Origin of the sequence: Achromobacter pulmonis (genome assembly GCF_902859765.1) — a bacterium.
Taxonomy (GTDB): Bacteria; Pseudomonadota; Gammaproteobacteria; order Burkholderiales; family Burkholderiaceae_B; genus Achromobacter; species Achromobacter pulmonis.
Genome location: NZ_CADIJV010000002.1, coordinates 196,510 through 218,081, shown reverse-complemented (window position 1 = coordinate 218,081; position 21,572 = coordinate 196,510). Strand labels below are relative to the sequence as shown.

19 protein-coding genes and 1 pseudogene are annotated in these 21,572 nt (G+C 65.0%); 17 read left to right on the top strand and 3 right to left on the bottom strand.

Features of this window, described 5'->3' with window-relative positions; all coding sequences use genetic code 11:
* Positions 1-9 precede the first annotated feature (9 nt).
* Positions 10-2,460 carry an endopeptidase La gene (lon, locus tag HV701_RS02550; protein ID WP_175131563.1) on the top strand — a complete coding sequence of 817 codons (2,451 nt, stop codon included), beginning with the start codon at positions 10-12 and terminating at the stop codon, positions 2,458-2,460.
* Positions 2,461-2,574: 114 nt separating this feature from the next.
* Here lon and lexA read toward each other — a convergent pair whose 3' ends face one another.
* The gene (gene lexA, locus HV701_RS02545; protein WP_175131562.1) at positions 2,575-3,225 is read right to left on the bottom strand and encodes a transcriptional repressor LexA; all 651 of its coding nucleotides are present in this window, start codon (positions 3,223-3,225) and stop codon (positions 2,575-2,577) included.
* A gap of 159 nt (positions 3,226-3,384) precedes the next feature.
* Positions 3,385-4,584 (bottom strand): amino acid aminotransferase, encoded by a 1,200-nt coding sequence (locus tag HV701_RS02540; protein ID WP_175131561.1) that lies wholly within the window; start codon positions 4,582-4,584, stop codon positions 3,385-3,387.
* 77 nt (positions 4,585-4,661) lie between these two features.
* Between HV701_RS02540 and uvrB the strand changes: the two genes are divergently transcribed.
* The 12 genes and pseudogenes from uvrB (at position 4,662) to HV701_RS02480 (ending at position 16,545) form a co-directional block, all read left to right on the top strand.
* Positions 4,662-6,785, top strand: coding sequence for an excinuclease ABC subunit UvrB (gene uvrB, locus HV701_RS02535; RefSeq protein ID WP_236756334.1), 2,124 nt, complete (start codon positions 4,662-4,664; stop codon positions 6,783-6,785).
* 249 nt (positions 6,786-7,034) lie between these two features.
* Positions 7,035-7,526 carry a low molecular weight protein-tyrosine-phosphatase gene (locus HV701_RS02530; RefSeq protein WP_175131559.1) on the top strand — a complete coding sequence of 164 codons (492 nt, stop codon included), beginning with the start codon at positions 7,035-7,037 and terminating at the stop codon, positions 7,524-7,526.
* A gap of 191 nt (positions 7,527-7,717) precedes the next feature.
* Positions 7,718-8,263 (top strand): Fe-S cluster assembly transcriptional regulator IscR, encoded by a 546-nt coding sequence (iscR, locus tag HV701_RS02525; protein ID WP_175131558.1) that lies wholly within the window; start codon positions 7,718-7,720, stop codon positions 8,261-8,263.
* An 18-nt stretch (positions 8,264-8,281) separates the two neighbouring features.
* Positions 8,282-9,493, top strand: coding sequence for an IscS subfamily cysteine desulfurase (locus tag HV701_RS02520; protein WP_175131557.1), 1,212 nt, complete (start codon positions 8,282-8,284; stop codon positions 9,491-9,493).
* Between the two features lie 33 nt (positions 9,494-9,526).
* A complete protein-coding gene (gene iscU, locus HV701_RS02515; RefSeq protein WP_006386173.1) occupies positions 9,527-9,931 on the top strand; it encodes a Fe-S cluster assembly scaffold IscU in 405 nt (134 codons plus the stop codon).
* Positions 9,932-9,933: 2 nt separating this feature from the next.
* On the top strand, positions 9,934-10,257 hold the full coding sequence (gene iscA, locus HV701_RS02510; protein ID WP_006386172.1) for an iron-sulfur cluster assembly protein IscA: 324 nt from the start codon (positions 9,934-9,936) through the stop codon (positions 10,255-10,257).
* A gap of 3 nt (positions 10,258-10,260) precedes the next feature.
* Positions 10,261-10,767: a Fe-S protein assembly co-chaperone HscB gene (gene hscB / locus HV701_RS02505; protein ID WP_175131556.1), complete on the top strand. Its 507-nt coding sequence runs from the start codon at positions 10,261-10,263 to the stop codon at positions 10,765-10,767.
* A 72-nt stretch (positions 10,768-10,839) separates the two neighbouring features.
* On the top strand, positions 10,840-12,702 hold the full coding sequence (gene hscA, locus HV701_RS02500; RefSeq protein WP_175131555.1) for a Fe-S protein assembly chaperone HscA: 1,863 nt from the start codon (positions 10,840-10,842) through the stop codon (positions 12,700-12,702).
* A 9-nt stretch (positions 12,703-12,711) separates the two neighbouring features.
* Positions 12,712-13,053, top strand: a complete 342-nt coding sequence (fdx, locus tag HV701_RS02495; RefSeq protein WP_175131554.1) for an ISC system 2Fe-2S type ferredoxin — start codon at positions 12,712-12,714, stop codon at positions 13,051-13,053.
* Positions 13,053-13,247 carry a Fe-S cluster assembly protein IscX gene (gene iscX, locus HV701_RS02490; RefSeq protein ID WP_175131553.1) on the top strand — a complete coding sequence of 65 codons (195 nt, stop codon included), beginning with the start codon at positions 13,053-13,055 and terminating at the stop codon, positions 13,245-13,247. Before fdx ends, iscX begins: the two co-directional genes overlap by 1 nt.
* Before the next feature lie 102 nt (positions 13,248-13,349).
* Positions 13,350-14,240, top strand: coding sequence for a methylglyoxal synthase (locus tag HV701_RS02485; protein ID WP_175131552.1), 891 nt, complete (start codon positions 13,350-13,352; stop codon positions 14,238-14,240).
* Positions 14,241-14,426: 186 nt separating this feature from the next.
* Positions 14,427-16,545, top strand: a pseudogene (locus HV701_RS02480) (TonB-dependent siderophore receptor).
* 18 nt (positions 16,546-16,563) lie between these two features.
* Here the strand turns inward: HV701_RS02480 and HV701_RS02475 are convergent.
* Complete coding sequence (locus HV701_RS02475; RefSeq protein ID WP_175131551.1) at positions 16,564-17,367, bottom strand: enoyl-CoA hydratase/isomerase family protein; 804 nt, start codon at positions 17,365-17,367, stop codon at positions 16,564-16,566.
* Positions 17,368-17,600: 233 nt separating this feature from the next.
* On the opposite strand from HV701_RS02475, the gene HV701_RS02470 reads away from it, so the two are divergent.
* The 4 genes from HV701_RS02470 to HV701_RS02455 all read left to right on the top strand — a co-directional run bounded on the left by HV701_RS02470 (position 17,601) and on the right by HV701_RS02455 (position 21,556).
* The gene (locus tag HV701_RS02470; RefSeq protein ID WP_175131550.1) at positions 17,601-18,425 is read left to right on the top strand and encodes an ABC transporter ATP-binding protein; all 825 of its coding nucleotides are present in this window, start codon (positions 17,601-17,603) and stop codon (positions 18,423-18,425) included.
* On the top strand, positions 18,425-19,303 hold the full coding sequence (locus HV701_RS02465; protein ID WP_175131549.1) for a branched-chain amino acid ABC transporter permease: 879 nt from the start codon (positions 18,425-18,427) through the stop codon (positions 19,301-19,303). The genes HV701_RS02470 and HV701_RS02465 overlap by 1 nt, the downstream gene beginning before the upstream one ends.
* Positions 19,304-19,305: 2 nt before the next feature.
* Complete coding sequence (locus HV701_RS02460; protein WP_175131548.1) at positions 19,306-20,343, top strand: branched-chain amino acid ABC transporter permease; 1,038 nt, start codon at positions 19,306-19,308, stop codon at positions 20,341-20,343.
* Positions 20,344-20,434: 91 nt separating this feature from the next.
* Positions 20,435-21,556, top strand: coding sequence for an ABC transporter substrate-binding protein (locus HV701_RS02455; RefSeq protein WP_420867800.1), 1,122 nt, complete (start codon positions 20,435-20,437; stop codon positions 21,554-21,556).
* The last annotated feature ends 16 nt before the right edge of the window (positions 21,557-21,572 follow it).

The window sequence follows — 21,572 nt, the reverse complement described above, 5'->3', positions numbered from 1 at the left end:
GAACCTCCTATGTCTGCCAGCCAGACCCTGCCTTCCGACCCGATCGACCTCCCCCTGCTGCCACTGCGCGATGTCGTAGTGTTCCCGCACATGGTCATCCCGCTGTTCGTCGGCCGTCCGCGCTCTATCCGCGCGCTCGAGGTTGCGATGGAAGCGGGCAAGAGCATCATGCTGGTGGCCCAGAAATCCGCCGGCAAGGATGATCCCACTCCCGAAGACGTCTACGAGATCGGCTGCGTCGCCGGCATCCTGCAGATGCTCAAGCTGCCCGATGGCACCGTCAAGGTGCTGGTCGAAGGTACCCAGCGTGCCCGCATCAACAGCATCGAAGACGCCGATTCGCACTTCACCTGCCAGGTCACCCCGATCGAGCCGGACGCCGTCCAGGGCTCCGAGACCGAGGCCCTGCGCCGTGCGATCGTGGCCCAGTTCGAACAGTACGTAAAACTCAACAAGAAGATCCCACCGGAGATCCTGACCTCGCTCGCCGGGATCGATGACGCCGGTCGCCTGGCCGACACGATCGCCGCGCATCTGCCGCTGAAGCTCGAGCAGAAGCAGAAGATGCTCGAGATCGTCGGCACCTCCGAGCGCCTCGAAGGCTTGCTCACGCAGCTGGAAACCGAAATCGACATCCTCCAGGTCGAGAAGCGAATCCGCGGCCGCGTGAAGAAGCAGATGGAAAAGAGCCAGCGCGACTACTATCTGAATGAGCAGGTCAAGGCCATTCAAAAGGAGTTGGGCGAAGGCGAAGAGGGCGCCGATATCGAGGAGCTCGAAAAGAAGATCATCGCCGCGCACATGCCCAAGGAGGCGCGCAAGAAGGCCGATGCCGAGCTCAAGAAGCTCAAGCTCATGTCGCCCATGTCAGCCGAAGCCACCGTGGTGCGCAACTACATCGATACGCTCATCAATCTCCCCTGGAGGAAGAAGAGCAAGATCAACAATTCCATCTCCAACGCCGAGACCGTGCTCGACAACGATCACTACGGCCTGGAGAAGGTGAAGGAACGCATCCTCGAATACCTCGCCGTGCAACAGCGCGTGGACAAGGTCAAGGCGCCGATCCTGTGCCTGGTCGGTCCTCCGGGGGTCGGCAAGACCTCGTTGGGCCAATCCATCGCCAAGGCCACGAACCGCAAGTTCGTGCGCATGGCGCTGGGCGGCGTGCGCGACGAAGCCGAGATCCGCGGCCATCGTCGTACGTACATCGGCTCGATGCCCGGCAAGATCGTCCAGAACATGTCTAAGGTCGGCGTGCGCAATCCCCTGTTCCTGCTCGATGAAATCGACAAGCTGGGCATGGATTTCCGCGGCGATCCTTCGTCGGCGCTGCTCGAAGTGCTGGACCCGGAACAGAACCATACGTTCCAGGACCACTACATCGAAGTCGACTTCGATCTGTCGGACGTCATGTTCGTGGCCACCAGCAACACGCTGAACATTCCGCCGGCCCTGTTGGACCGGATGGAAGTGATCCGCCTGTCCGGCTACACCGAGGAAGAAAAGATCCACATCGCCCGCGACCATCTGCTGCCCAAGCTGATGAAGAACAACGGCGTCAAGGAGTCCGAGCTGACGGTCGACGACAGCGCGCTGCGCGATATCGTGCGCTACTACACCCGCGAAGCCGGTGTGCGTGCGCTCGAACGCGAAGTGGGCAAGATCTGCCGCAAGGTGATCAAGCAACTGCTGACCCAGAGCGACCGCGCCAAGGCCGAAGGCAAGCCCTTCGAGGTCAAGCCGGTCAACGTGACGGGCGACAACCTCAGCGATTACCTCGGCGTGCGCCGCTACACCTTCGGCATGGCCGAAAAGGAAAACCAGATCGGTCAGGTGACCGGCCTGGCCTGGACCGAAGTCGGTGGCGACCTGCTCACGATCGAAGTGGCGGACATGCCTGGCAAGGGCGTGATCCAACGCACCGGTTCGCTGGGCGACGTGATGAAGGAATCGGTCGAGGCGGCCCGTACGGTGGTGCGCTCGCGGGCACGGCGCCTGGGCTTTGCCGACAGTGTGTTCGAGAAGCACGACATGCACGTGCACGTGCCGGAAGGCGCGACGCCCAAGGACGGCCCGTCCGCTGGTATCGCGATCACCACCGCCATGGTGTCGGCGTTGTCGCGCATCCCGGTGCGCGCCGACGTCGCCATGACCGGCGAGATCACGCTGCGTGGCGAAGTCCTGCCGATCGGCGGCTTGAAGGAAAAGCTGCTGGCCGCGCATCGTGGCGGCATCAAGACGGTCTTGATTCCGGAAGAAAACGTCAAGGATTTGGCGGAGATTCCGGACAACGTCAAGAACCATCTTGAGATCGTGCCGGTGCGCTGGATCGACAAGGTGCTGGAGCTGGCCCTGGAACGCCTGCCCGAGCCGCTGGCGGAAGACGAAGCGGTCAAGGAACCGCTGGTCGCCAAGCCGGCCGAACCTGGCTCGACGGACCCGGTGCTCAAGCACTGATCCCGTCCCAAGGCGGCCCGCAAGGGTCTGCCCAAAAAGGAAACCCCGCTCGTGCGGGGTTTCTTTTTTTAGCGCGGCCGTTGGGCCGGCGTCCGTTTCCGGAAGGGGCGGGACTCAGTGCAGGGCGTGCGGGCGGATCAGGCCGACGGCAATGCCTTCCAGGGCGAATTCCTGGTCGGCTTCGACCACGATGACGTTGAAGTCGGGGTTCTCGGGCAGCAATTCCACGCGGCCGTTCTGGCGCTGCAGCCGCTTGACGGTGACGTCGTCGCCCAACCGGGCCACCACGATCTGGCCGTTGCGTGCTTCAGAGGCCTTCTTGACAGCCAGCAGGTCGCCTTCGAGGATGCCCGCATCGCGCATGCTCATGCCGCGCACCTTGAGCAGGTAATCGGGAGCCTGGGCGAACAGGCTGGGATCGACGCCGATCTCGCGCTCGACATGTTCGGCGGCCAGGATCGGGCTGCCGGCCGCCACACGGCCCACCAGCGGCAGCAGCAGTTGTGCCAGGCCGGGCAAAGGCAGCGGCGCCTGGGCCGGCGCGGAGGAGGCGTCTTTCAGGCGGATGCCGCGCGAGGCGCCGGCGGTGAGCTCGATGGCGCCCTTGCGCGCGAGGGCCTTGAGATGGTCTTCGGCCGCGTTGGGCGAGCGGAACCCCAGGGCCTGGGCGATCTCGGCGCGGGTGGGCGGAAAGCCGGTGCGCGCGACGGTTTGCCGGATGAGGTCCAGGATTTGCTGTTGACGATCAGTGAGTTTGCTGGCCATGGCGGTGATCCGATTGGAAGCGGACTGTACATATATACAGCGGCATTCTGGGGGACATAACGCAAAAATGCAAGCGCTGATCAGATCGCGGCGGCGGCCGCCAATGAAAAACGGGACCCGTGGGTCCCGTTTTTGGATACTGCCAGCCTTCTGGATGCCCTACAGCACCGCAGCGATGCCCTTGGCCACCTGATCGATGTTGCCGCTGTTGAGCGCGGCCACGCAGATGCGGCCGCTGGAGACGGCGTAGACGCCGTGCTCTTCACGCAGGCGGTCGACCTGGGCCGAGGTCAGGCCCGAATAGGAGAACATGCCGCGCTGCTGCAGCACGAAGCTGAAGTCCTGCTTGCCGCCGTGTTCCTTGATCTTCTCGACCAGCTGCTTGCGCATCAGGCGGATGCGATCGCGCATCGCGCCGAGTTCTTCTTCCCACATGGCGAACAGCTCGGGCGAGTTCAGCACCGTGGAGACGATGGTGCCGCCGTGGGTGGGCGGGTTGGAGTAGTTGGTGCGGATGACGCGCTTGAGCTGGCTCAGCACGCGGGTGGCTTCGTCCTTGCTGCCGGCCACGACGGTCAGGGCGCCGACCCGCTCGCCGTACAGCGAGAACGACTTCGAGAACGACGAGCTGATGAACATGGTCAGGTCGAGATCGGCGAACAGGCGCACGACTGCCGCGTCTTCATAGAGGCCGTCGCCGAAGCCCTGGTAGGCGATGTCCAGGAACGGCACCAGCTTGTTTTCCTTGACGACCGCGGCGATCTGCTTCCATTGGTCGAAGGTGGGGTCAACGCCGGTGGGGTTGTGGCAGCAGGCGTGCAGCACGACGATGGTCTGGGCCGGGGCGGCCTTCAGGGCGGCCAGCATGCCGTCGAAGTTCAGGCCGCGGGTGGCAGCGTCATAGTAGGCGTAGGTGCCCACTTCGAAGCCGGCGCGTTCGAACAGCGCGCGGTGGTTTTCCCAGCTGGGATCGCTGATCAGGACCTTGGAGGTCGGCAGCAGCTGGCGCAGGAAGTCGGCGCCGATCTTGAGGGCGCCGGTGCCGCCCAGGGCCTGGGTGGTCAGGACACGGCCGGCGGCCGCCAGCGGCGAGTCCTTGCCGAGCAGCAAGGCTTGCGCGCCCTGGTTGTAACCGGCGATGCCTTCGATCGGCAGGTAGCCGCGGGCGGCGGCGGCCTCGACGCGGGCGATTTCGGCCTTGCGCACCGCACCCAGCAGCGGAATGCGGCCCTGGTCGTCGTAATACACGCCCACGCCCAGATTGACTTTACCGGGGCGGGTGTCCGCGTTGTATTGTTCGTTCAGGCCAAGGATGGGGTCGCGCGGCGCGAGTTCGACGGAATCGAAAAGGGTGCTCATGGGACTCTGCTGAGGGTGAGTGGACGCAGTCGGAAGTGCTGTGGATAATGGGGGGTTTACCCTGGGAACAGTCTAGCATGCCTAAGAGCCCGATAGACCCGAGCGCGGCGGGTGCCGCGGCCGCTGAAGCGACGGCCGTTGCCGTCGCCGGGGCAACCGCAGGAGCGAACGCCGGGGCGACAGGCGGCTATGTCGATTTTCCCGGCAGCCCGTTTCACTTGTACCAGCCCTATCCGCCCGCTGGCGACCAGCCCAACGCGATAACGGGGCTGGTCCAGGGTGTGCAGGACGGCCTCATGTACCAGACCCTGCTGGGTGTGACCGGTTCGGGCAAGACCTACACCATGGCCAACGTCATCGCCCAGCTCGGGCGGCCGGCGCTGGTGTTGGCGCCCAACAAGACCCTGGCGGCGCAGTTGTACGCGGAGATGCGCGAGTTCTTTCCCAAGAACGCGGTGGAGTACTTCGTCTCGTACTACGATTACTACCAGCCGGAAGCCTACGTGCCCACGCGCGACCTGTTCATCGAGAAGGACTCGTCGATCAACGAGCACATCGAGCAGATGCGCCTGTCGGCCACAAAAAGCCTGCTGGAGCGGCGCGACACCATCATCGTCGGCACCGTGTCGTGCATCTACGGTATCGGCAACCCGGGTGACTACCACGCCATGGTGCTGATCCTGCGCGCCGGCGACCAGATCTCGCGGCGCGAGATCCTGGCGCGGCTGGTGGCCATGCAATACACCCGCAACGACGCGGAATTCACGCGAGGCGTGTTCCGCGTGCGTGGCGAAACCATCGACATCTTTCCGGCCGAAAGCGCCGAGCTGGCGCTGCGCCTGACGCTGTTCGACGATGAAATCGAAAGCCTCGAGCTGTTCGATCCGCTGACCGGCCGCATTCGCCAGAAGCTGCCGCGCTTCACGGTCTACCCTGGCTCGCACTATGTGACGCCGCGCGATACCGTACTGCGTGCCATCGAGACGATCAAGGAAGAGCTGCGCGAACGCACCAAGCGCTTCGTCGACGACGGCCATCTGGTCGAGGCCCAGCGGCTCGAGCAGCGCACCCGTTTCGACCTGGAAATGCTGCAGGAACTGGGCTTCTGCAAAGGCATCGAGAACTACTCGCGCCACCTGTCGGGCGCCGCGCCGGGCGAACCGCCGCCAACCCTGATCGACTACCTGCCGGCCGATGCGCTGATGTTCATCGACGAAAGTCACGTCACCATTGGCCAGCTCAGCGCCATGTACCGGGGCGACCGCTCGCGCAAGGAGACCCTGGTGCAGTATGGCTTCCGCCTGCCGTCGGCGCTGGACAACCGGCCGCTCAAGCTCGAGGAATTCGAGGCCCGCATGCGCCAGTGCGTTTTCGTGTCGGCCACGCCCGCGGCCTACGAGAAGGAGCACGCCGACAATGTGGTCGAACAGGTGGTGCGTCCGACCGGCCTGGTCGATCCGATTGTCGAGGTGTTGCCGGCGCGCACGCAGGTTGACGACCTGCTGGGCCAGATCAAGCTGCGCACGGGGCAGGGCGAGCGGGTGCTGGTCACGACCCTGACCAAACGCATGGCCGAAGACCTCACCGACTTCCTGTCCGAGCACGGCGTGCGGGTGCGCTACCTGCACTCGGACATCGATACGGTCGAGCGGGTGGAAATCATCCGCGACCTGCGCCTGGGCACGTTCGACGTGCTGGTGGGCATCAACCTGCTGCGCGAAGGCCTGGATATTCCGGAGGTGTCTCTGGTGGCCATCCTGGATGCCGACAAGGAAGGCTTCCTGCGTTCCGAGCGCAGCCTGATTCAGACCATCGGCCGGGCGGCGCGCAATCTCAATGGCCACGCCATCCTGTACGCCGACCGCATTACCGATTCGATGCAGCGCGCCATGGAGGAGACCAGCCGCCGCCGCGCCAGGCAGCTGCAATTCAATATCGACCATGGCATTACGGCGCGTGGTGTGCAGAAGGCGGTGCGCGAGCTGATCGACGGCATTGTCGCGCCGGTGCAGCATGATGCGCTGGAAGCCGCGGTGCCGGCCGAATTGCTGAAGGACGAGAAGGCCCTGGCGCGCGAGCTCAAGCGTCTCGAAAAGCTGATGATGGACCATGCCCGCAACCTCGAATTCGAGCAGGCCGCCGCTGCCCGCGATGCCCTGACGGCACTGAAGCAGCGGGTGCTGCTGGATGGCGCCGTGTGACGGGAGTCCGGTATCTGGATGTATCCATTCGCTGACAGGCCGCTGAATAGCGAACGGAATCGGAGTGTTGCAGAAGTGGGCTCGGAATTTGCGTAACTGATCCCGTCCTTATCTTCGGATTAACCTTAAATAGAGCCTTCAACTAGTTGATTTTTAGGAAATATTCAAGGGGACGTATTGAGCCGAAACGGGCGCCCGGGACACAAAAAAAGCTTGCCTTATCTCGGGTTTTCCCGCACACTTACTTCCATGATGACCAAGGTACTTTTCGTTTGCATGGGCAATATCTGTCGCTCGCCGAGCGCAGAGGGCGTGTTTCGCCATTTGGTGAACGACGCGGGTTTGGGCGATGTGGTTCGCATCGACTCCGCGGGCACGCACGCGTTTCACATCGGCGAGGCGCCTGATGCCCGGGCGCAGGCCGCGGCGCGCAAGCGCGGCTACGAGATCACGCACTGTGAGGCCCGTCAGGTCACCGCGGAGGACTTCCGCGATTTCGATCTGATCCTTGCCATGGACTGGGACAACCTGTCCGCCATGCAGCAACAGTGCCCCAAGGCCTACCAGCACAAACTGATGCTGCTGATGCGCTTTGCCAATGAGTTCGAAGAGGCCACCGTGCCCGATCCCTACTACGGCGGCGCCGACGGCTTTGGCAAGGTGCTGGACTACCTCGAAGATGCCTGTCAAGGTGTGCTCGAACTGGTCTCCAAGCGCGCTACCCAATATCAGGCGGCCTGAGGCCCCTGGTGTGCCGGGACGCCCTGTGGGGCGCCTAGCGAACAGGCAGTGAAAAAACCGCGCAATTGCGCGGTTTTTTCTAGCCGGGAGTCATACCAAATTACTCGGGAATTTGCTATACTTGAGCCAATTACTCGGGTATTGGTCGTCGGATTCGCCGGCGGCCATTGCCGAATCACAGGGAATTCACCATGCGGCTAACTACCAAAGGGCGTTTCGCCGTGACTGCCATGATCGATCTGGCTATGCGGCAACATAGCGGCCCGGTCACTCTTGCGGCCATCAGCCAGCGTCAGAATATTTCGCTTTCCTATCTGGAACAGCTGTTCGGGAAGCTGCGCCGCCACGAACTCGTGGACAGCGTGCGCGGCCCCGGCGGCGGTTACTCGCTCGCGCGCCTGGCGCGCAATGTGACCGTGGCCGACATCATCTTTGCCGTCGACGAACCGCTGGACGCCACCAGCTGCGGCGGCAAGCGGGACTGTACGAGCGGCAACGACGGCAAGCCCGGCAAGTGCATGACGCATGAACTCTGGGCCACGCTGAATCGCAAGATGGTCGATTACCTGGATTCGGTGTCGCTGCAGGATCTGGTCGATCAACAGCGTGTGCGCCAATTGCAGGAAGCCAACAATCAAGCGCAGGCCTGCGCGGTGCGCGTGAACCGGGTGGGAGGCGCCAACAATACCGCCGCCAACGCCCCGACCACCGCCGTCGCGGCCAATGCCACCGTATAAGCAGTAGGAGTTGTAGAAATGACCAACCGCCCGATCTATCTGGACTACTCGGCCACGACCCCCGTCGACCCGCGCGTCGTCGAAAAAATGATTCCCTGGCTGTACGAGAGCTTTGGCAACCCCGCCTCGCGCAGCCACTCGTTCGGCTGGGAAGCCGAGGATGCCGTTGAGCGCGCCCGCGAGGAAGTCGCCAAGCTGGTGAACGCCGATCCGCGTGAAATCGTGTGGACCTCCGGCGCCACCGAGTCGGACAACCTGGCCATCAAGGGCGCCGCCAACTTCTACGCTGAACGCGGCAAGCACATCATCACCATCAAGACCGAGCACAAGGCCGTGCTCGACACCTGTCGTGAACTGGAGCGCCAGGGCTTCGAAGTGACCTACCTGGACGTCAAGGACAACGGCCTGATCGACCTGGACGTGTTCAAGGCGGCGCTGCGCCCCGACACCGTGCTGGTCTCGGTGATGATGGTGAACAACGAAATCGGCGTCATCCAGGACATCGAAACCCTGGGCGAGATCTGCCGCGAGAAGGGCATCATCTTCCACGTCGACGCCGCGCAGGCCACCGGCAAGGTCGAGATCGACCTGCAGAAGCTGAAGGTCGACCTGATGTCGTTCTCGGCCCACAAGACCTACGGCCCCAAGGGCATCGGCGCGCTGTACGTGCGCCGCAAGCCGCGTGTGCGCATCGAGGCGCAGATGCATGGCGGTGGCCACGAGCGCGGTTTCCGCTCGGGCACGCTGGCCACGCACCAGATCGTCGGCATGGGCGAGGCCTTCCGCCTGGCCCGCGAGGAAATGGGAACCGAGAACGAGCGCGTCCGCATGCTGCGCGATCGCCTCTGGGCCGGTCTGTCGCAGATCGAAGAGGTCTACCTCAACGGCGACATGGACCACCGCGTGCCGCACAACCTGAACGTCAGCTTCAACTACGTCGAAGGCGAGTCGCTGATCATGGCGATCAAGGAACTGGCCGTGTCCAGCGGCTCGGCCTGCACCTCGGCCAGCCTGGAGCCTTCCTATGTGCTGCGCGCCCTGGGCCGCAACGACGAGCTGGCGCACAGCTCGATCCGCTTCACGCTGGGCCGGTTCACCACCGAGCAGGAAGTGGACTACACCATCGAACTGCTCAAGAGCCGTGTCGGCAAGCTGCGCGACATGTCGCCGTTGTGGGAAATGGCCAAGGAAGGCATCGATCTGAATACCGTGCAGTGGGCCGCGCACTGAGCGCCCGCGCCAAAGAATACGTGGAGAACTAACATGTCTTACAGCACCAAAGTCCTGGATCACTACGAAAACCCCCGCAACGTCGGCTCGTTCGACAAGTCGGACGACTCGGTGGGCACCGGCATGGTCGGCGCGCCGGCCTGTGGCGACGTCATGAAGCTGCAGATCAAGGTGAACGAAGCGGGCGTCATCGAGGACGCGCGTTTCAAGACCTACGGCTGTGGCTCGGCCATTGCATCGAGCTCGCTCGTGACCGAATGGGTCAAGGGCAAGACGCTGGACGAGGCGATGAACATCCGTAACACGCAGATCGCCGAGGAACTGGCCCTGCCGCCCGTGAAGGTGCACTGCTCGATCCTGGCCGAAGACGCGATCAAGGCCGCCGTGCAGAACTACAAGGAAAAGCATTCGGTTCCGGCCGAAGCTGTTGCGAGCTGAACATGTCCGTTACCCTGACCCAACAGGCTGCCACCCACATCGGCCGCTACTTGCAAAAGCGCGGCAAGGGGATCGGCTTGCGCCTCGGCGTTAGGACGACGGGTTGTTCCGGCATGGCCTACAAGTTGGAGTACGTGGACGACGCGGCGCCCGAGGACCAGGTGTTCGAGAGCTTCGGCGTGAAGGTATTCGTCGATCCCAAGAGCCTGGCCTACCTGGACGGCACCGAGCTGGACTACGCCCGCGAAGGCCTGAACGAAGGTTTCAAGTTCCGCAACCCCAACGAGAAGGCGACCTGCGGCTGCGGCGAGTCGTTCACGGTGTAAGTCTTGGCTGGAGACGATCACTTCAGCCTGTTCGGCTTGCCGGCACGCTTCGACCTGGACGCCCAGGCACTGGAATCAGCGTGGCGCACCGTCGCCGCGCAGGTGCATCCCGACCGCTTTGCCACCGCCAGCCCCGCGGAACGCCGCGTGGCGATGCAGTGGGCGGCGCGCGCCAACGAGGCCTATCGCCAGTTGCGCGATCCGCTGTTGCGGGCGCGCTACCTGTGCGAGCAGGCCGGCGTGGATCTGCAGACCGAGAGCAATACGTCGATGGACACGGCTTTCCTGATGCAGCAGATGACCTGGCGCGAAATGATGGACGACGCGCGTGACGATGCCAATGTCCTGGCCGAACTGCGGACCGAGCTGGAGCAAGCCCGCCTGCAGATGCGCGGCGAGTTGACGCGCCTGCTCGATGAACGGCGCGACTACGCCGCCGCGGGCCTCAAGGTGCGGGAATGGATGTTCGTGGAAAAGCTGGCGCAAGAGCTGGCCCACGCTCATCCCTAGCCCCGGGCGGCAGGGGAGGGCCCGGCCACCGGGCGCCTGGACCGCGCCGCCTACTGAACAGAAAAAACAATCATGGCCTTATTGCAGATATCCGAGCCCGGTGAATCGCCCGCGCCGCACCAGCGCAAGCTGGCGGTGGGGATCGACCTGGGCACGACCAATTCCCTGGTGGCCGCGGTGCGCAGCAGCGTCGCCGAAGTCCTGCCCGATGCGCAGGGTCATGTGCTGCTGCCGTCGGCGGTGCGCTATTACCCCGACGGCAAGGTCACCACGGGCGGCGAACCCCTGGCGCAGCAGGCCGAGGATCCGCTGAACACGGTGGTGTCGGTCAAGCGTTTCATGGGGCGCTCGCTGGAAGAGGCGCGCGCTACCCGCGCGCCGTATGAATTCGTGGAGGCGCCCGGCATGGTGCGCATCCGCACCGCGCAGGGCGACCTGAGCCCGGTGGAGGTGTCGGCGCAGATCCTGGCGGTGTTGCGCCAGCGCGCCGAGGACGTGCTGGGCGACGATCTGGTGGGCGCCGTCATCACGGTGCCGGCGTATTTCGACGACGCCCAGCGCCAGGCGACCCGTGACGCGGCGCGCCTGGCCGGCCTGAACGTGCTGCGCCTGCTGAACGAGCCGACCGCCGCGGCGATCGCTTACGGTCTGGATAATGCCGCCGAGGGCGTGTACGCGGTCTATGACCTGGGCGGCGGCACCTTCGATATTTCCATCCTGCGATTGACGCAGGGCGTGTTCGAGGTGATCTCGACTGGCGGCGATACGGCGCTGGGCGGCGACGACTTCGATTCGCTCATCGTCGATCACGTGGTGGCGGCCGCGGGCGCGGCCGGCCTGACGCACGCCGACCGGCGCGGCTTGCTGATGGCGGCGCGCGCGGCGCGCGAGGCGCTGTCCGACGCGCAGGACGCCAATCTGAAACTGGCGCTGGCCAGTGGCCAGGTGATCGACCACACGTTGACCCGCGACCAGTTCGAGGCGCTGGCGCAGCCGCTGGTGCAGCGCACGCTGGACAGCGCGCGCCGGGCGCTGCGCGATGCCGCGCTGAAGCCGGTCGATGTGCGCGGCGTGGTGATGGTGGGCGGCGCCACGCGCATGCCGGTGGTGCGCGCCGCGGTCGGCGAGATGTTCGGCACCGAGCCCCTGACCGATCTGGATCCGGACCAGGTGGTGGCGCTGGGCGCCGCGCTGCAGGCCAATCTGCTGGCTGGCAATCGCGCGCCGGGCGAGGACTGGCTGCTGCTGGACGTGACGCCGCTGTCGCTCGGCCTGGAAACCATGGGCGGATTGGTCGAGCGCGTAATTCCGCGCAATAGCACCATTCCGGTGGCGCGCGCGCAGGAATTCACGACGTTCAAGGATGGCCAGACGGCCATGAGCATCCATGTGCTGCAAGGCGAGCGCGACCTGGTGACGGATTGCCGTTCGCTGGCGCGCTTCGAACTGCGCGGCATTCCGCCGATGGTGGCGGGCGCCGCGCGCATCCGCGTGACGTTCCAGGTGGACGCCGATGGCCTGTTGAGTGTGACCGCACGTGAACAGAGCACGGGCGTGGAGGCGGCGGTGTCGGTCAAGCCGTCGTACGGCCTGAGCGACGACGAAGTCGCGCGCATGCTGGCCGACAGCGTGGCGCAGGCTGACAGCGATGCCCGCGCCCGCATGCTGCGCGAGCAGCAGGTGCAAGCGCGCCAGTTGGTCGAATCGGTGCAGGCCGCGCTGGCGGTCGATGGTGACCTGCTCAATGCCGAGGAACGCCAACGGGTCGATGACTGCCTGCAGGCGGCCACCCGCGCCCAGGAGGCGCAGGACGTGGACGCGGTGAAGGCCGCGGTCGAGGCCCTGTCGGCCGCGACCGATGAATTCGCCGCCCGCCGCATGGACCGCAGCATCCGCGCCGCGCTGGCCGGCCGCAAACTTGACGAGATTGCCTGATAGGAAGCTATGCCGAAACTGACCGTACTGCCTCATCCCGACTATTGCCCTGAAGGCGCCGTGATAGAGGACGCGCCCAAGGGCGTGTCGATCTGTCGCGTGCTGCTGGACAACCACATCGACATCGAGCACGCTTGCGAACTGTCGTGCGCGTGTACGACCTGTCACGTGGTGGTCAAGCAGGGCTATTCGTCGCTGGAAGACGCGACCGACGACGAAGAGGATCTGCTGGATAAGGCCTGGGGCTTGACGCCGACCTCGCGCCTGTCGTGCCAAGCGTTGGTGGCGGATACCGACCTGACGGTGGAGATTCCCAAGTACACCATCAACCACGCGAAAGAGGGGCATTGATGAAGTGGACTGATACTTACCAGATCGCCGAGGCGCTGGTGGACGCCCATCCGGACGTCGACCCCAAGACGCTGCGTTTCACGCAGTTGCGCGAATGGGTGCTGGCCTTGCCCGGCTTCAATGATGATCCGGAACGCAGCGGCGAGAAGATCCTGGAGGCCATTCAGATGGCCTGGATCGACGAGGCCGACTGATCCGCCTGCGAAACGCTCCCGAAGGGCGTTTTTTTCATTGGGGCGGGGCGCGCGGGGTATCATCAAGGCTCTTTTCGTTGTCCTTGTCATTCGAGTCTACCGATGCCCGCTGCCCCATTGCGCTTTGGCCTGGCCGCCAATCGACTGCACCATGAAACGCCCGACGCTGCCCTGTTCACGTGGTTGCGGGCCTGTTCGTCCACCATCCGCGAGTTGGGGGTGCAGCTGCATACCGTGGGCCGCACGCACGATGCCATTGTGCGCGAGGGCATGCTGCAGGGCTATTCCGGCCTGATCCGCTACCCGTATGGCCGTGAGGGTGGGCTGATGAAGCTGGTGGCGCGCGTGACCGAGGGCCGCGATGGCCAGGCGCCGTTCGATGGCGCGATCTACCTGATCGATCCGGTCGATCCGTCGTCGATCTTCCCCGAGGCGCTGGCGCTCAAGCGCCAGTGCATCACGCACGGCCGGCCGTTCATCTCGACGCTGGCCGGCGCCATCGAATGGATGGAGGTCGAGCGCGTGCATGCGGGCCTGGCGCCGGACGTGTCGGCATCGCGCCTGTTCAACTACACCGGCCAGACACTGGCGCTGATCGCGCACGATGCGCTCAAGGACGAGATGGTGGCGTTCGCGGCCGAGCACTTCGACGTGTTGTCGCAGTTCGCGCGGCGCGTGGCCACCGGCACCACCGGCGGCCGCCTGAACGAACTGGCATGGTCGCGCGGCTGGCCCAAGGACACGCCGTGGGTGCATCGTTACCTGAGCGGGCCGCTGGGCGGCGATGCGCAAATTGCGGAACTGGTGCTGGAGCACCAGTGCCAGCGCGTCATCTTCTTCGAGGATCCGCATGTGGCGCGCCAGCACGAGGCCGACATCCAACTGCTGGAGCGCGCGGTGCGCGTGGTGACCGAGTCGGCGACCTGCGCGACCTCGCCGTCGGTGGCGCGGCGCTGGGCCCAGGCGGTGGAGTTGCGGGCAGGACGCGGTTGAGCCGCCAGCCTGCCGGCAGGGCGCCCTTCGGGGCGCCTTTTTCTTGTCGTTTTCCCTGATGCGCCGGAAGGCGGAGCCCCGTTTCGGGCAGGAGAAGCCTTTTCCTTTGTAGGGAAAAGGAACCATTTCAATAACGAGAAACATTAACATCTGGCTCTCTAAAATTCGTCAAAGGGAGCTACGTCGATGTTTCATCCTGCCATGTCCCGCCGTGCCGGCCTGGTGGCGGCGCTGAGTGTCTTGCCGGCAGCGCTGACAGCACAGCCGGCGCCTGTGGAACCGACCACACTGCCGTCGGTCAGGGTGGAGGGGGGGCGCGGAGACGGCCACCAGCCCGGTCCTGGGCTACGCCGCCACCCGCTCGGCCACCGCCACGAAGACCGACACGCCGCTGAACGAGACCGCGCAGTCAATTACCGTAGTGCCGCGCGACCAGATCGTGGACCAGGGCGCCACCAGCCTGCAGGATGCGCTCGGTTATGCGGCTGGGGTGCGCTCCGATGCCTACGGCCTGGATGCGCGTAGCGACAGCGTGCGGGTGCGGGGGACCGATGTCGATGTCTACCTGGACGGGATGCGCCAGGCGTTCGATTACTACACCAGCACGACCCGCCCGGATCCGTACATGCTGGAGCGCATCGAGGTGCTGCGCGGGCCGGCGGCCATGATGTACGGCCAGGGCAGCACGGGCGGCCTCATCAACCTGGTCAGCAAGCGCCCGCTCGCCGAGACACAGCGCGAAGTTGGGGTGCAACTGGGCAATCACGGGCGCAAGCAGGCGCAGATCGACCTGACGGGGCCCATCACCGAGGATGGCCAGTGGCTGTATCGCCTGGTGGCGTTGCAGCGCGATGCCGATACCCAGGTGCATCATGTGCCGGATGACCGCACGCTGGTGGCGCCATCGCTGACGTGGCGGCCGAGTGCGGCGACGACGTTGACCTTGCAGGCGCTGTATCAGAAGGACAAGTCGGGTTCGACCGCGCAGTTCATGCCGTGGTCCGGCATGCGCACGCCCAATCCCAACGGCACTATTCCGACCTATCGTTTCATCGGTGAACCGGATCATGATCGCTACGATTCCGAACGCCGTACGTTCGGCTGGTTGTTCGAGCACAAGTTCAACGACAAGTGGGCGTTCAGCCAGGGGTTCCGGCACGCCAACAACAAGGTGACGTACTTCACGCATTATGCGGATTCGTTCAGCCTGCCCGGCGGCTGGGCCGCTGACCCGGTCAACCAGCGAATCATCGGCCGCTATGCCGATGACACCATCACCAAGGTGCGCATGGATACGCTGGACCAGCACCTGAGCGGCGAGGTGCGCACCGGCGGGGTGACGCACAAGTTGCTGCTGGGGCTGGATTGGGTGCGCTATCGACGCGACCGCGAGAGCGGCAGCGGCAAGGATACGATCGATGCGTACGACCCGGTGTACGGCAAAGGCTACATCCCCGAGCTGACCGGCGAGCCGCGTTTCACGCAGCGCCAGACGGGCATCTACCTGCAGGACCAGATGAAAATCGGCCAGCACTGGATCGTGACGGCTGGCCTGCGGCACGACCGCGCGCGCAGCCAGCTCGAGGGCGGGAATACGGACAAGGCCCAGGCCACCACCAAGCGCTTCGGCCTGATGTACGCGGCCAGCAATGGCTGGTCGCCCTACATCAGTTACAGCGAATCATTCACGCCGGTGGCCAGCACCACGCGCCGCACACCGGATGGTGACGTGCCCGAACTGTACCAGCCACTGCGCGGCAAGCAGTGGGAGGCGGGCGTGAAGTACCAGTCCGCCGATGGCGGTCAGCTGGCGACGGCCTCGGTGTACGACTTGCGGGAGAAGAACCGCCTGGTGCCGGATCCGACGTCGGCGCTGAACAACGTGCAGACCGGCAAGACGCGCACGCGCGGCCTGGAACTGGAATGGCGCGGCCAGGTGACGTCGTCGTTCGACGTGATCGCGCACTACAACTACATCGACCTGGATCCACAGCTCGAAGGCATTCCACGCCACCAGGCGGCGGCATGGGGCCGGTACCGTTTCGCGCTGGACAACCTGGACGGGCGTTTCACGGTGGGCGCGGGCACGCGTTGGATGTCATCGTTCCGCGATGGCGACGCGCCCAAGCTGTCGCCGGTGTGGCTGGTGGACGCCATGATGGCGTACGAAACCAGCCACTGGCGTTATGCTTTGAACGTCAACAACCTGACGGACAAGACCTATCTGGCCACGTGTCTGTCGCGCGGCGATTGCTGGTATGGCGCGCGCCGCAGCGCAATCGCCAGCGTCACCTACAAGTTCTGACGCGGGGCTGCGCGCGTGTCAGCGGCCCTGGAAGCGCGGCGCGCGCTTTTCGCGGAAGGCGCGCACGCCTTCGGCGAAATCCTCGCGCCGGGCCGTCTGCAGGAAGCAGGCGGTTTCTTCGGCCAGTTGTGTCTCCAGCGATGCCTGCGCGGCGCTGCGCAGCAGCTGCTTGGCGCCGGCGATGCCGTGCGGTGCGTGGCTGGCCAGCTGTTGCGCATAGGCTTGTGCTTGCGGCGCCAGTTGGCCGGCGTCGGCGACGCGGTTGATGAGCCCCCAGGCATGTGCCTGCGCGGCGGTGAAGGCATCGGGGCGCAGCAGCAGGTCGAGCGCGCGGCGCGGGCCGAGCAGGCGGTTCAGGCCGTGGGTCATGCCGGCGTCGGGCGTGGCGCCGAGTTTCAGGTAGGCGGTCATGAAGCGCGTGTCGGCATCGGCGATGGCCAGGTCGCAGGCCAGGACGAGAGACAGGCCGGCGCCGGCCGCGACGCCGTGGACCTGCGCCAGCCAGAGCTTGTCCATGCGCGCGACGTGCGCCACGAAGTCGTTGAGCGGCGTGAACAGCTCGAGCAGCCTGGCGCGCACCGCATTGACGTCGCCTTCGAACAGCGTGATGTCGCCACCCGCGCAGAAGGCCTTGCCCGCGCCGCGCAACAGCACCAGCCGGATGTCGGCGCGCGTATCGAGCCATTGGGCCGCCCGCTGCAGGTCCTGGGCCATGGCGATGTCGATGGCGTTGAAGGTGGCGGGCTGGTTCAGCGTCAGCGTGGCGATGCCGTCGCCGGCCTCCAGCAGCAGGGTGGGAAATACCGGCAGAGCAGGGGTCATGGCTTGTCTCCGTTATCGGGTAAATACCAACTTTCGATCCAAAAACCACGATGCTAAGGTCGCAACCAAGCGCTTGCTCGGTTGCCGTCCGAGCCGCAAGCGTAACGCATAGAACGATTTTCCGGCGCTGTACAGCGTAGGTAAAAGACAGGTTCGCCGCATCGCCTGCCTCGGGGCTACGCTGATTCACCGCCATTAAAAAAAACAGCTTCGCGATCACAGCGAGGAGACAAATGGTGGATCAATCCGATAGCCCTCCCTTGCTGGAGGTGGATGGGGTCACGTTGGCGTTCGGCGGGATCAAGGCGCTTACCGGCGTGGGCTTTCGTGTCGCGCCCGGGTCCATCACCACGGTCATCGGCCCCAATGGCGCGGGCAAGACCTCGCTGTTCAACACCATATCGGGTTTCTACCGTCCGGCCGCGGGGGCCATCCGCTTCGCGGGCCGCGACATCACGCGCGTGGCGGCGCCCGAGCGCGCGCGGCTGGGGTTGGCGCGCAGTTTCCAGAACATCGCCCTGTTTCGCGGCATGACGGTGCTGGACAACATCAAGCTGGGGCGCCATGCCCACCTGCGCACCAATGTGCTGGACGCGCTGCTGTACCTGGGACGGGCGCGGCGCGAGGAAATGGCGCTGCGCGCCGATATCGAGGAACGCATCATCGACTTCCTGGAGATCGACCACATCCGCCACGCGCCGGTGGCGGCGCTGTCGTACGGGTTGCGCAAGCGGGTGGAGCTGGCGCGGGCGCTGGCGATGCAGCCCAAGGTGCTGATGCTGGACGAGCCGGTGGCGGGCATGAACCGCGAGGAGACCGACGACATGGCGCGCTTCATCCTCGACGCGCGCGCCGAGTGGGGCGTGACGGTGCTGATGGTGGAGCACGACATGGGCATGGTGATGGATCTGTCGGACCACGTGGTGGTGCTGAACTTCGGCCAGGTCATCGCCGACGGCACGCCCGCGGCGGTGCAGGCCGATCCGGAGGTCATCAAGGCCTATCTGGGCGCGGGCGACGTCGGCGATCTGCGTCGGCGGCTGCGCGAGGCGGCTTGATGGACGGCCTGTTCTTCGTGGAGGTGACGCTGGCCGGGCTGGGCAGCGGCGGCCTGTATGCGCTGGCGGCGCTGGCGTTCGTGATTGTCTACAAGGCGACACGGGTGGTGAACATCGCCATCGGCGAATTCCTGATGATGGGCGCTTATGTGTTCTATGCCTTTGCCGCCGGCATGGCCTGGCCGATATGGGCGGCGATTGCCGGCGCGGTGGCGCTGTCGGCCGCGCTGGGCGCGCTGGTCGAGCGCGTGACGATCCGGCCGATGCTGGGCGAGTCGCCGATTTCGGTGTTCATGATCACAGTGGGGCTGGCCTCGATCCTGGTGGGCGTGGTGGAACTGATCTGGACGGCGGACCAGCGCCGGCTGCCGGAGTTCATGCCGCGCGCGCCGGTGATGCTGGGCGAGGCATTCGTCGCGCCCAAGGTGTTCTACGGGTTCTGGGTGGCGCTGGCAATGGCCTTGTTCGTATTGGCGGTGTTCCGCTATTGGCGCGGCGGCGTGGCCTTGCGGGCCACCGCGTCGGACCAGGGGGCAGCCTACGCGATGGGCATCAATGTGCCGCGGGTGTTCTCGCTGTCATGGGCGGCGGCAGGGGCGATCGCGGCGGTCTCGGGCGTGATCGTGGGCGCGATCGGCGGCATCTCGTCGTCGATGGGCGTGTTTGGCCTGTCGGTGCTGGTGGTGGTGATCGTGGGCGGACTGGACAGCGTGGCGGGGGCGCTTGTCGGGGGCATTTTCATCGGCCTGCTGGAGGCCTGGGCCGGCGCCTACCTGGGCGGCGAATACAAATTGCTGGCGACCTTTGTGGTGCTGGTGGCGGTGCTGATGATGCGGCCCTACGGCTTGTTCGGCACGCGTGAGATCGAGAGGCTGTAGCCATGCGCATCGCGACCGCGAAAGAGACCTACCGCGCCGACGAGGCGCTGTTCGATACCCACACTCAACGGCTGTGGCTGGCGCTGCTGGCGGCGTCGCTGGCGCTGTTCCCGTTCGTGGCCGACGCCTACTGGCTGTACCTGGCGTGCCTGGTGGCGATCAACGTGGCCAGCGCGACCGGACTCAACATCCTGACGGGCTATACCGGATTGGTGAGCCTGGGGCAAGCGGCTTTCATGGGGCTGGGCGCGTATACGGTGGCGGTGATGGAGTTGCGGCTGGGCACGCCGGTGCTGCTGAATCTGGCCGGTGGCGGCGTGGTGGCGATGCTGGGCGGGCTGCTGGTGGGGATTCCGTCGCTGCGGGTCAAGGGCCTGTACCTGGCGATCTCGACGATCGCGGCGTCGTTCATTGCGCACTTCGTGTTCGCCAACTGGGCCTTCACGGGGGGCACGGGCGGGTTGCAGGTGCCGCCGGCACGGCTGCTGGGGATCGACCTGGACACCTCGTTCAAGCTCTATTGGCTGATCGTGCCCTTGACGGTGTTGATGGTGCTGGGCGCGGCCAACCTGTTTCGTACCCGCATCGGCCGCGCCTTCATCGCGATCCGCGACCGCGACATCTCGGCCGAGGTGTTGGGCATCCACCTGCTGCGCTACAAGTTGCTGTCGTTCGGCCTGTCGTCGTTCTACGCGGGCGTGGCCGGCGGGCTGTGGGCCTATTTTTTCCGCGTGGTCACGCCGGAGAGTTTTCCGCTGATCATGTCGATCTTCTTTCTGGCCGCCATTATCGTCGGCGGCATGGGGTCGATCCTGGGCGCCATCCTGGGCGCCGTGTTCATGACCATGGTGCCCGAGCTGCTCAAGCTGGTGGTGGGCTGGCTGCCGGTGGGCGGCGACGCGCTGCGTTTGATTTCGCCGGTGCGAACCATCGTGTTCGGCCTGCTGATCGTGGGCTTTCTGATCTTCGAGCCGCACGGGCTCGCGGAAATCTGGCGCCGCGTGCGCCGCTATTTTCACCTCTGGCCTTTCCGCACGTAGGCCAGCCCCAGGATAACCAGGAGACGAAACCATGAAGCGCATCCGGATAGGCAGCGGTTTATCGAAGTTGCTGGCGCCCTTGGGCGTGGCAATGACGCTGGCGGTGGCGCCGCCGGCCCAGGCAGAGGAGGACCTGGTGCTGGGCGGCTCGATCCCGTTGAGCGGCGTGTTCGCGTTTGCCGGGCAGGGCATTCACGCCGGCATTACCGACTACGTCAAGATCATCAACGAGCAGGGCGGCATCAAGGGCCGCAAGCTGCGTTATGTGCCGGAGGATACGGGCTACAAGGTGGACGCGTCGGTGGCGGCTTTCAAGAAGATCACCAGCCAGAACAAGGTGAACTTCTACTATGGCGATTCGACCGGATTTTCCAAGACCATCAATGCCGAGCTGGATCGCTCGGGCAAGATCCTGATGACGGGCGCCTCGTTCGCCACCGAATTGAACGATCCGGCCAAGTATCCGGCGCAGTTCATGCTGGGGCCGGACTACACGGAAATGTTCGGCATCCTGCTGCGCTACATCGCCAAGGAAAAGCCGGGCGCCAAGGTGGCGTTCGTGTACTCGGACACGGAGTTCGGCCGCGATCCGATCGCCAGTTCGCGCGCGGTGGCGCAGAAGCTGGGGTTGACGGTGGCCACCGAGATCATGACGCCGCCAGGCAGCGTGGACGTATCGACGGAGGTCATCAAACTGCGCCGCGCCGATCCGGACTTCACGATCTTCCACGGCTACGTGCTGGCGCCAATTCCCGAGTTCGTCGGGCAGGGCAAGCGCATGGGCCTGAAGACGCGCTACATGGGTACGTTCTGGACCATGGACAATTCCACCGTGATGCAGATGGGCGAGGATGCCGAGGGCTTCATGGGCGTGATGCCCTATCGTTACTACTATGACCAGGCGGCCGATGCGCCGATGCTCAGGAAGATCCGCGAGATGCGTCCGCAATACCAGAGCACCGGCTACATGCAGGGCTTCCTGGCGGCGATGCTGTTCTCGGAAGTGGCCAAGCGCACGCTGGAGGCAGGCAAGGAATTGACCAGCGCCAACATGAAGGCGGCGCTGGAAGGAATCAAGGACTTCGACACCGGTGGACTGATCGGCGTGCCCATCAGCATCAAGGGCAACTCTATCCCGGTGGGCCGTATCTACCGGGCCGACACCAAGAAGAAGCAGATGGTGCCGGCATCCGATTGGATCGTGCTGCAGTGAGGCGCCCGTGAGCCCG

Bases quoted from the DNA above. Each gene is read 5' to 3' on its own strand.
- lon (WP_175131563.1), top strand. From the start codon at position 10: ATGTCTGCCAGCCAGACCCTGCCTTCCGACCCGATCGACCTCCCCCTG.
- lexA (WP_175131562.1), bottom strand. From the start codon at position 3,225: ATGGCCAGCAAACTCACTGATCGTCAACAGCAAATCCTGGACCTCATC.
- HV701_RS02540 (WP_175131561.1), bottom strand. From the start codon at position 4,584: ATGAGCACCCTTTTCGATTCCGTCGAACTCGCGCCGCGCGACCCCATC.
- uvrB (WP_236756334.1), top strand. From the start codon at position 4,662: ATGCCTAAGAGCCCGATAGACCCGAGCGCGGCGGGTGCCGCGGCCGCT.
- HV701_RS02530 (WP_175131559.1), top strand. From the start codon at position 7,035: ATGATGACCAAGGTACTTTTCGTTTGCATGGGCAATATCTGTCGCTCG.
- iscR (WP_175131558.1), top strand. From the start codon at position 7,718: ATGCGGCTAACTACCAAAGGGCGTTTCGCCGTGACTGCCATGATCGAT.
- HV701_RS02520 (WP_175131557.1), top strand. From the start codon at position 8,282: ATGACCAACCGCCCGATCTATCTGGACTACTCGGCCACGACCCCCGTC.
- iscU (WP_006386173.1), top strand. From the start codon at position 9,527: ATGTCTTACAGCACCAAAGTCCTGGATCACTACGAAAACCCCCGCAAC.
- iscA (WP_006386172.1), top strand. From the start codon at position 9,934: ATGTCCGTTACCCTGACCCAACAGGCTGCCACCCACATCGGCCGCTAC.
- hscA (WP_175131555.1), top strand. From the start codon at position 10,840: ATGGCCTTATTGCAGATATCCGAGCCCGGTGAATCGCCCGCGCCGCAC.
- fdx (WP_175131554.1), top strand. From the start codon at position 12,712: ATGCCGAAACTGACCGTACTGCCTCATCCCGACTATTGCCCTGAAGGC.
- iscX (WP_175131553.1), top strand. From the start codon at position 13,053: ATGAAGTGGACTGATACTTACCAGATCGCCGAGGCGCTGGTGGACGCC.
- HV701_RS02485 (WP_175131552.1), top strand. From the start codon at position 13,350: ATGCCCGCTGCCCCATTGCGCTTTGGCCTGGCCGCCAATCGACTGCAC.
- HV701_RS02475 (WP_175131551.1), bottom strand. From the start codon at position 17,367: ATGACCCCTGCTCTGCCGGTATTTCCCACCCTGCTGCTGGAGGCCGGC.
- HV701_RS02470 (WP_175131550.1), top strand. From the start codon at position 17,601: ATGGTGGATCAATCCGATAGCCCTCCCTTGCTGGAGGTGGATGGGGTC.
- HV701_RS02465 (WP_175131549.1), top strand. From the start codon at position 18,425: ATGGACGGCCTGTTCTTCGTGGAGGTGACGCTGGCCGGGCTGGGCAGC.
- HV701_RS02460 (WP_175131548.1), top strand. From the start codon at position 19,306: ATGCGCATCGCGACCGCGAAAGAGACCTACCGCGCCGACGAGGCGCTG.
- HV701_RS02455 (WP_420867800.1), top strand. From the start codon at position 20,435: ATGACGCTGGCGGTGGCGCCGCCGGCCCAGGCAGAGGAGGACCTGGTG.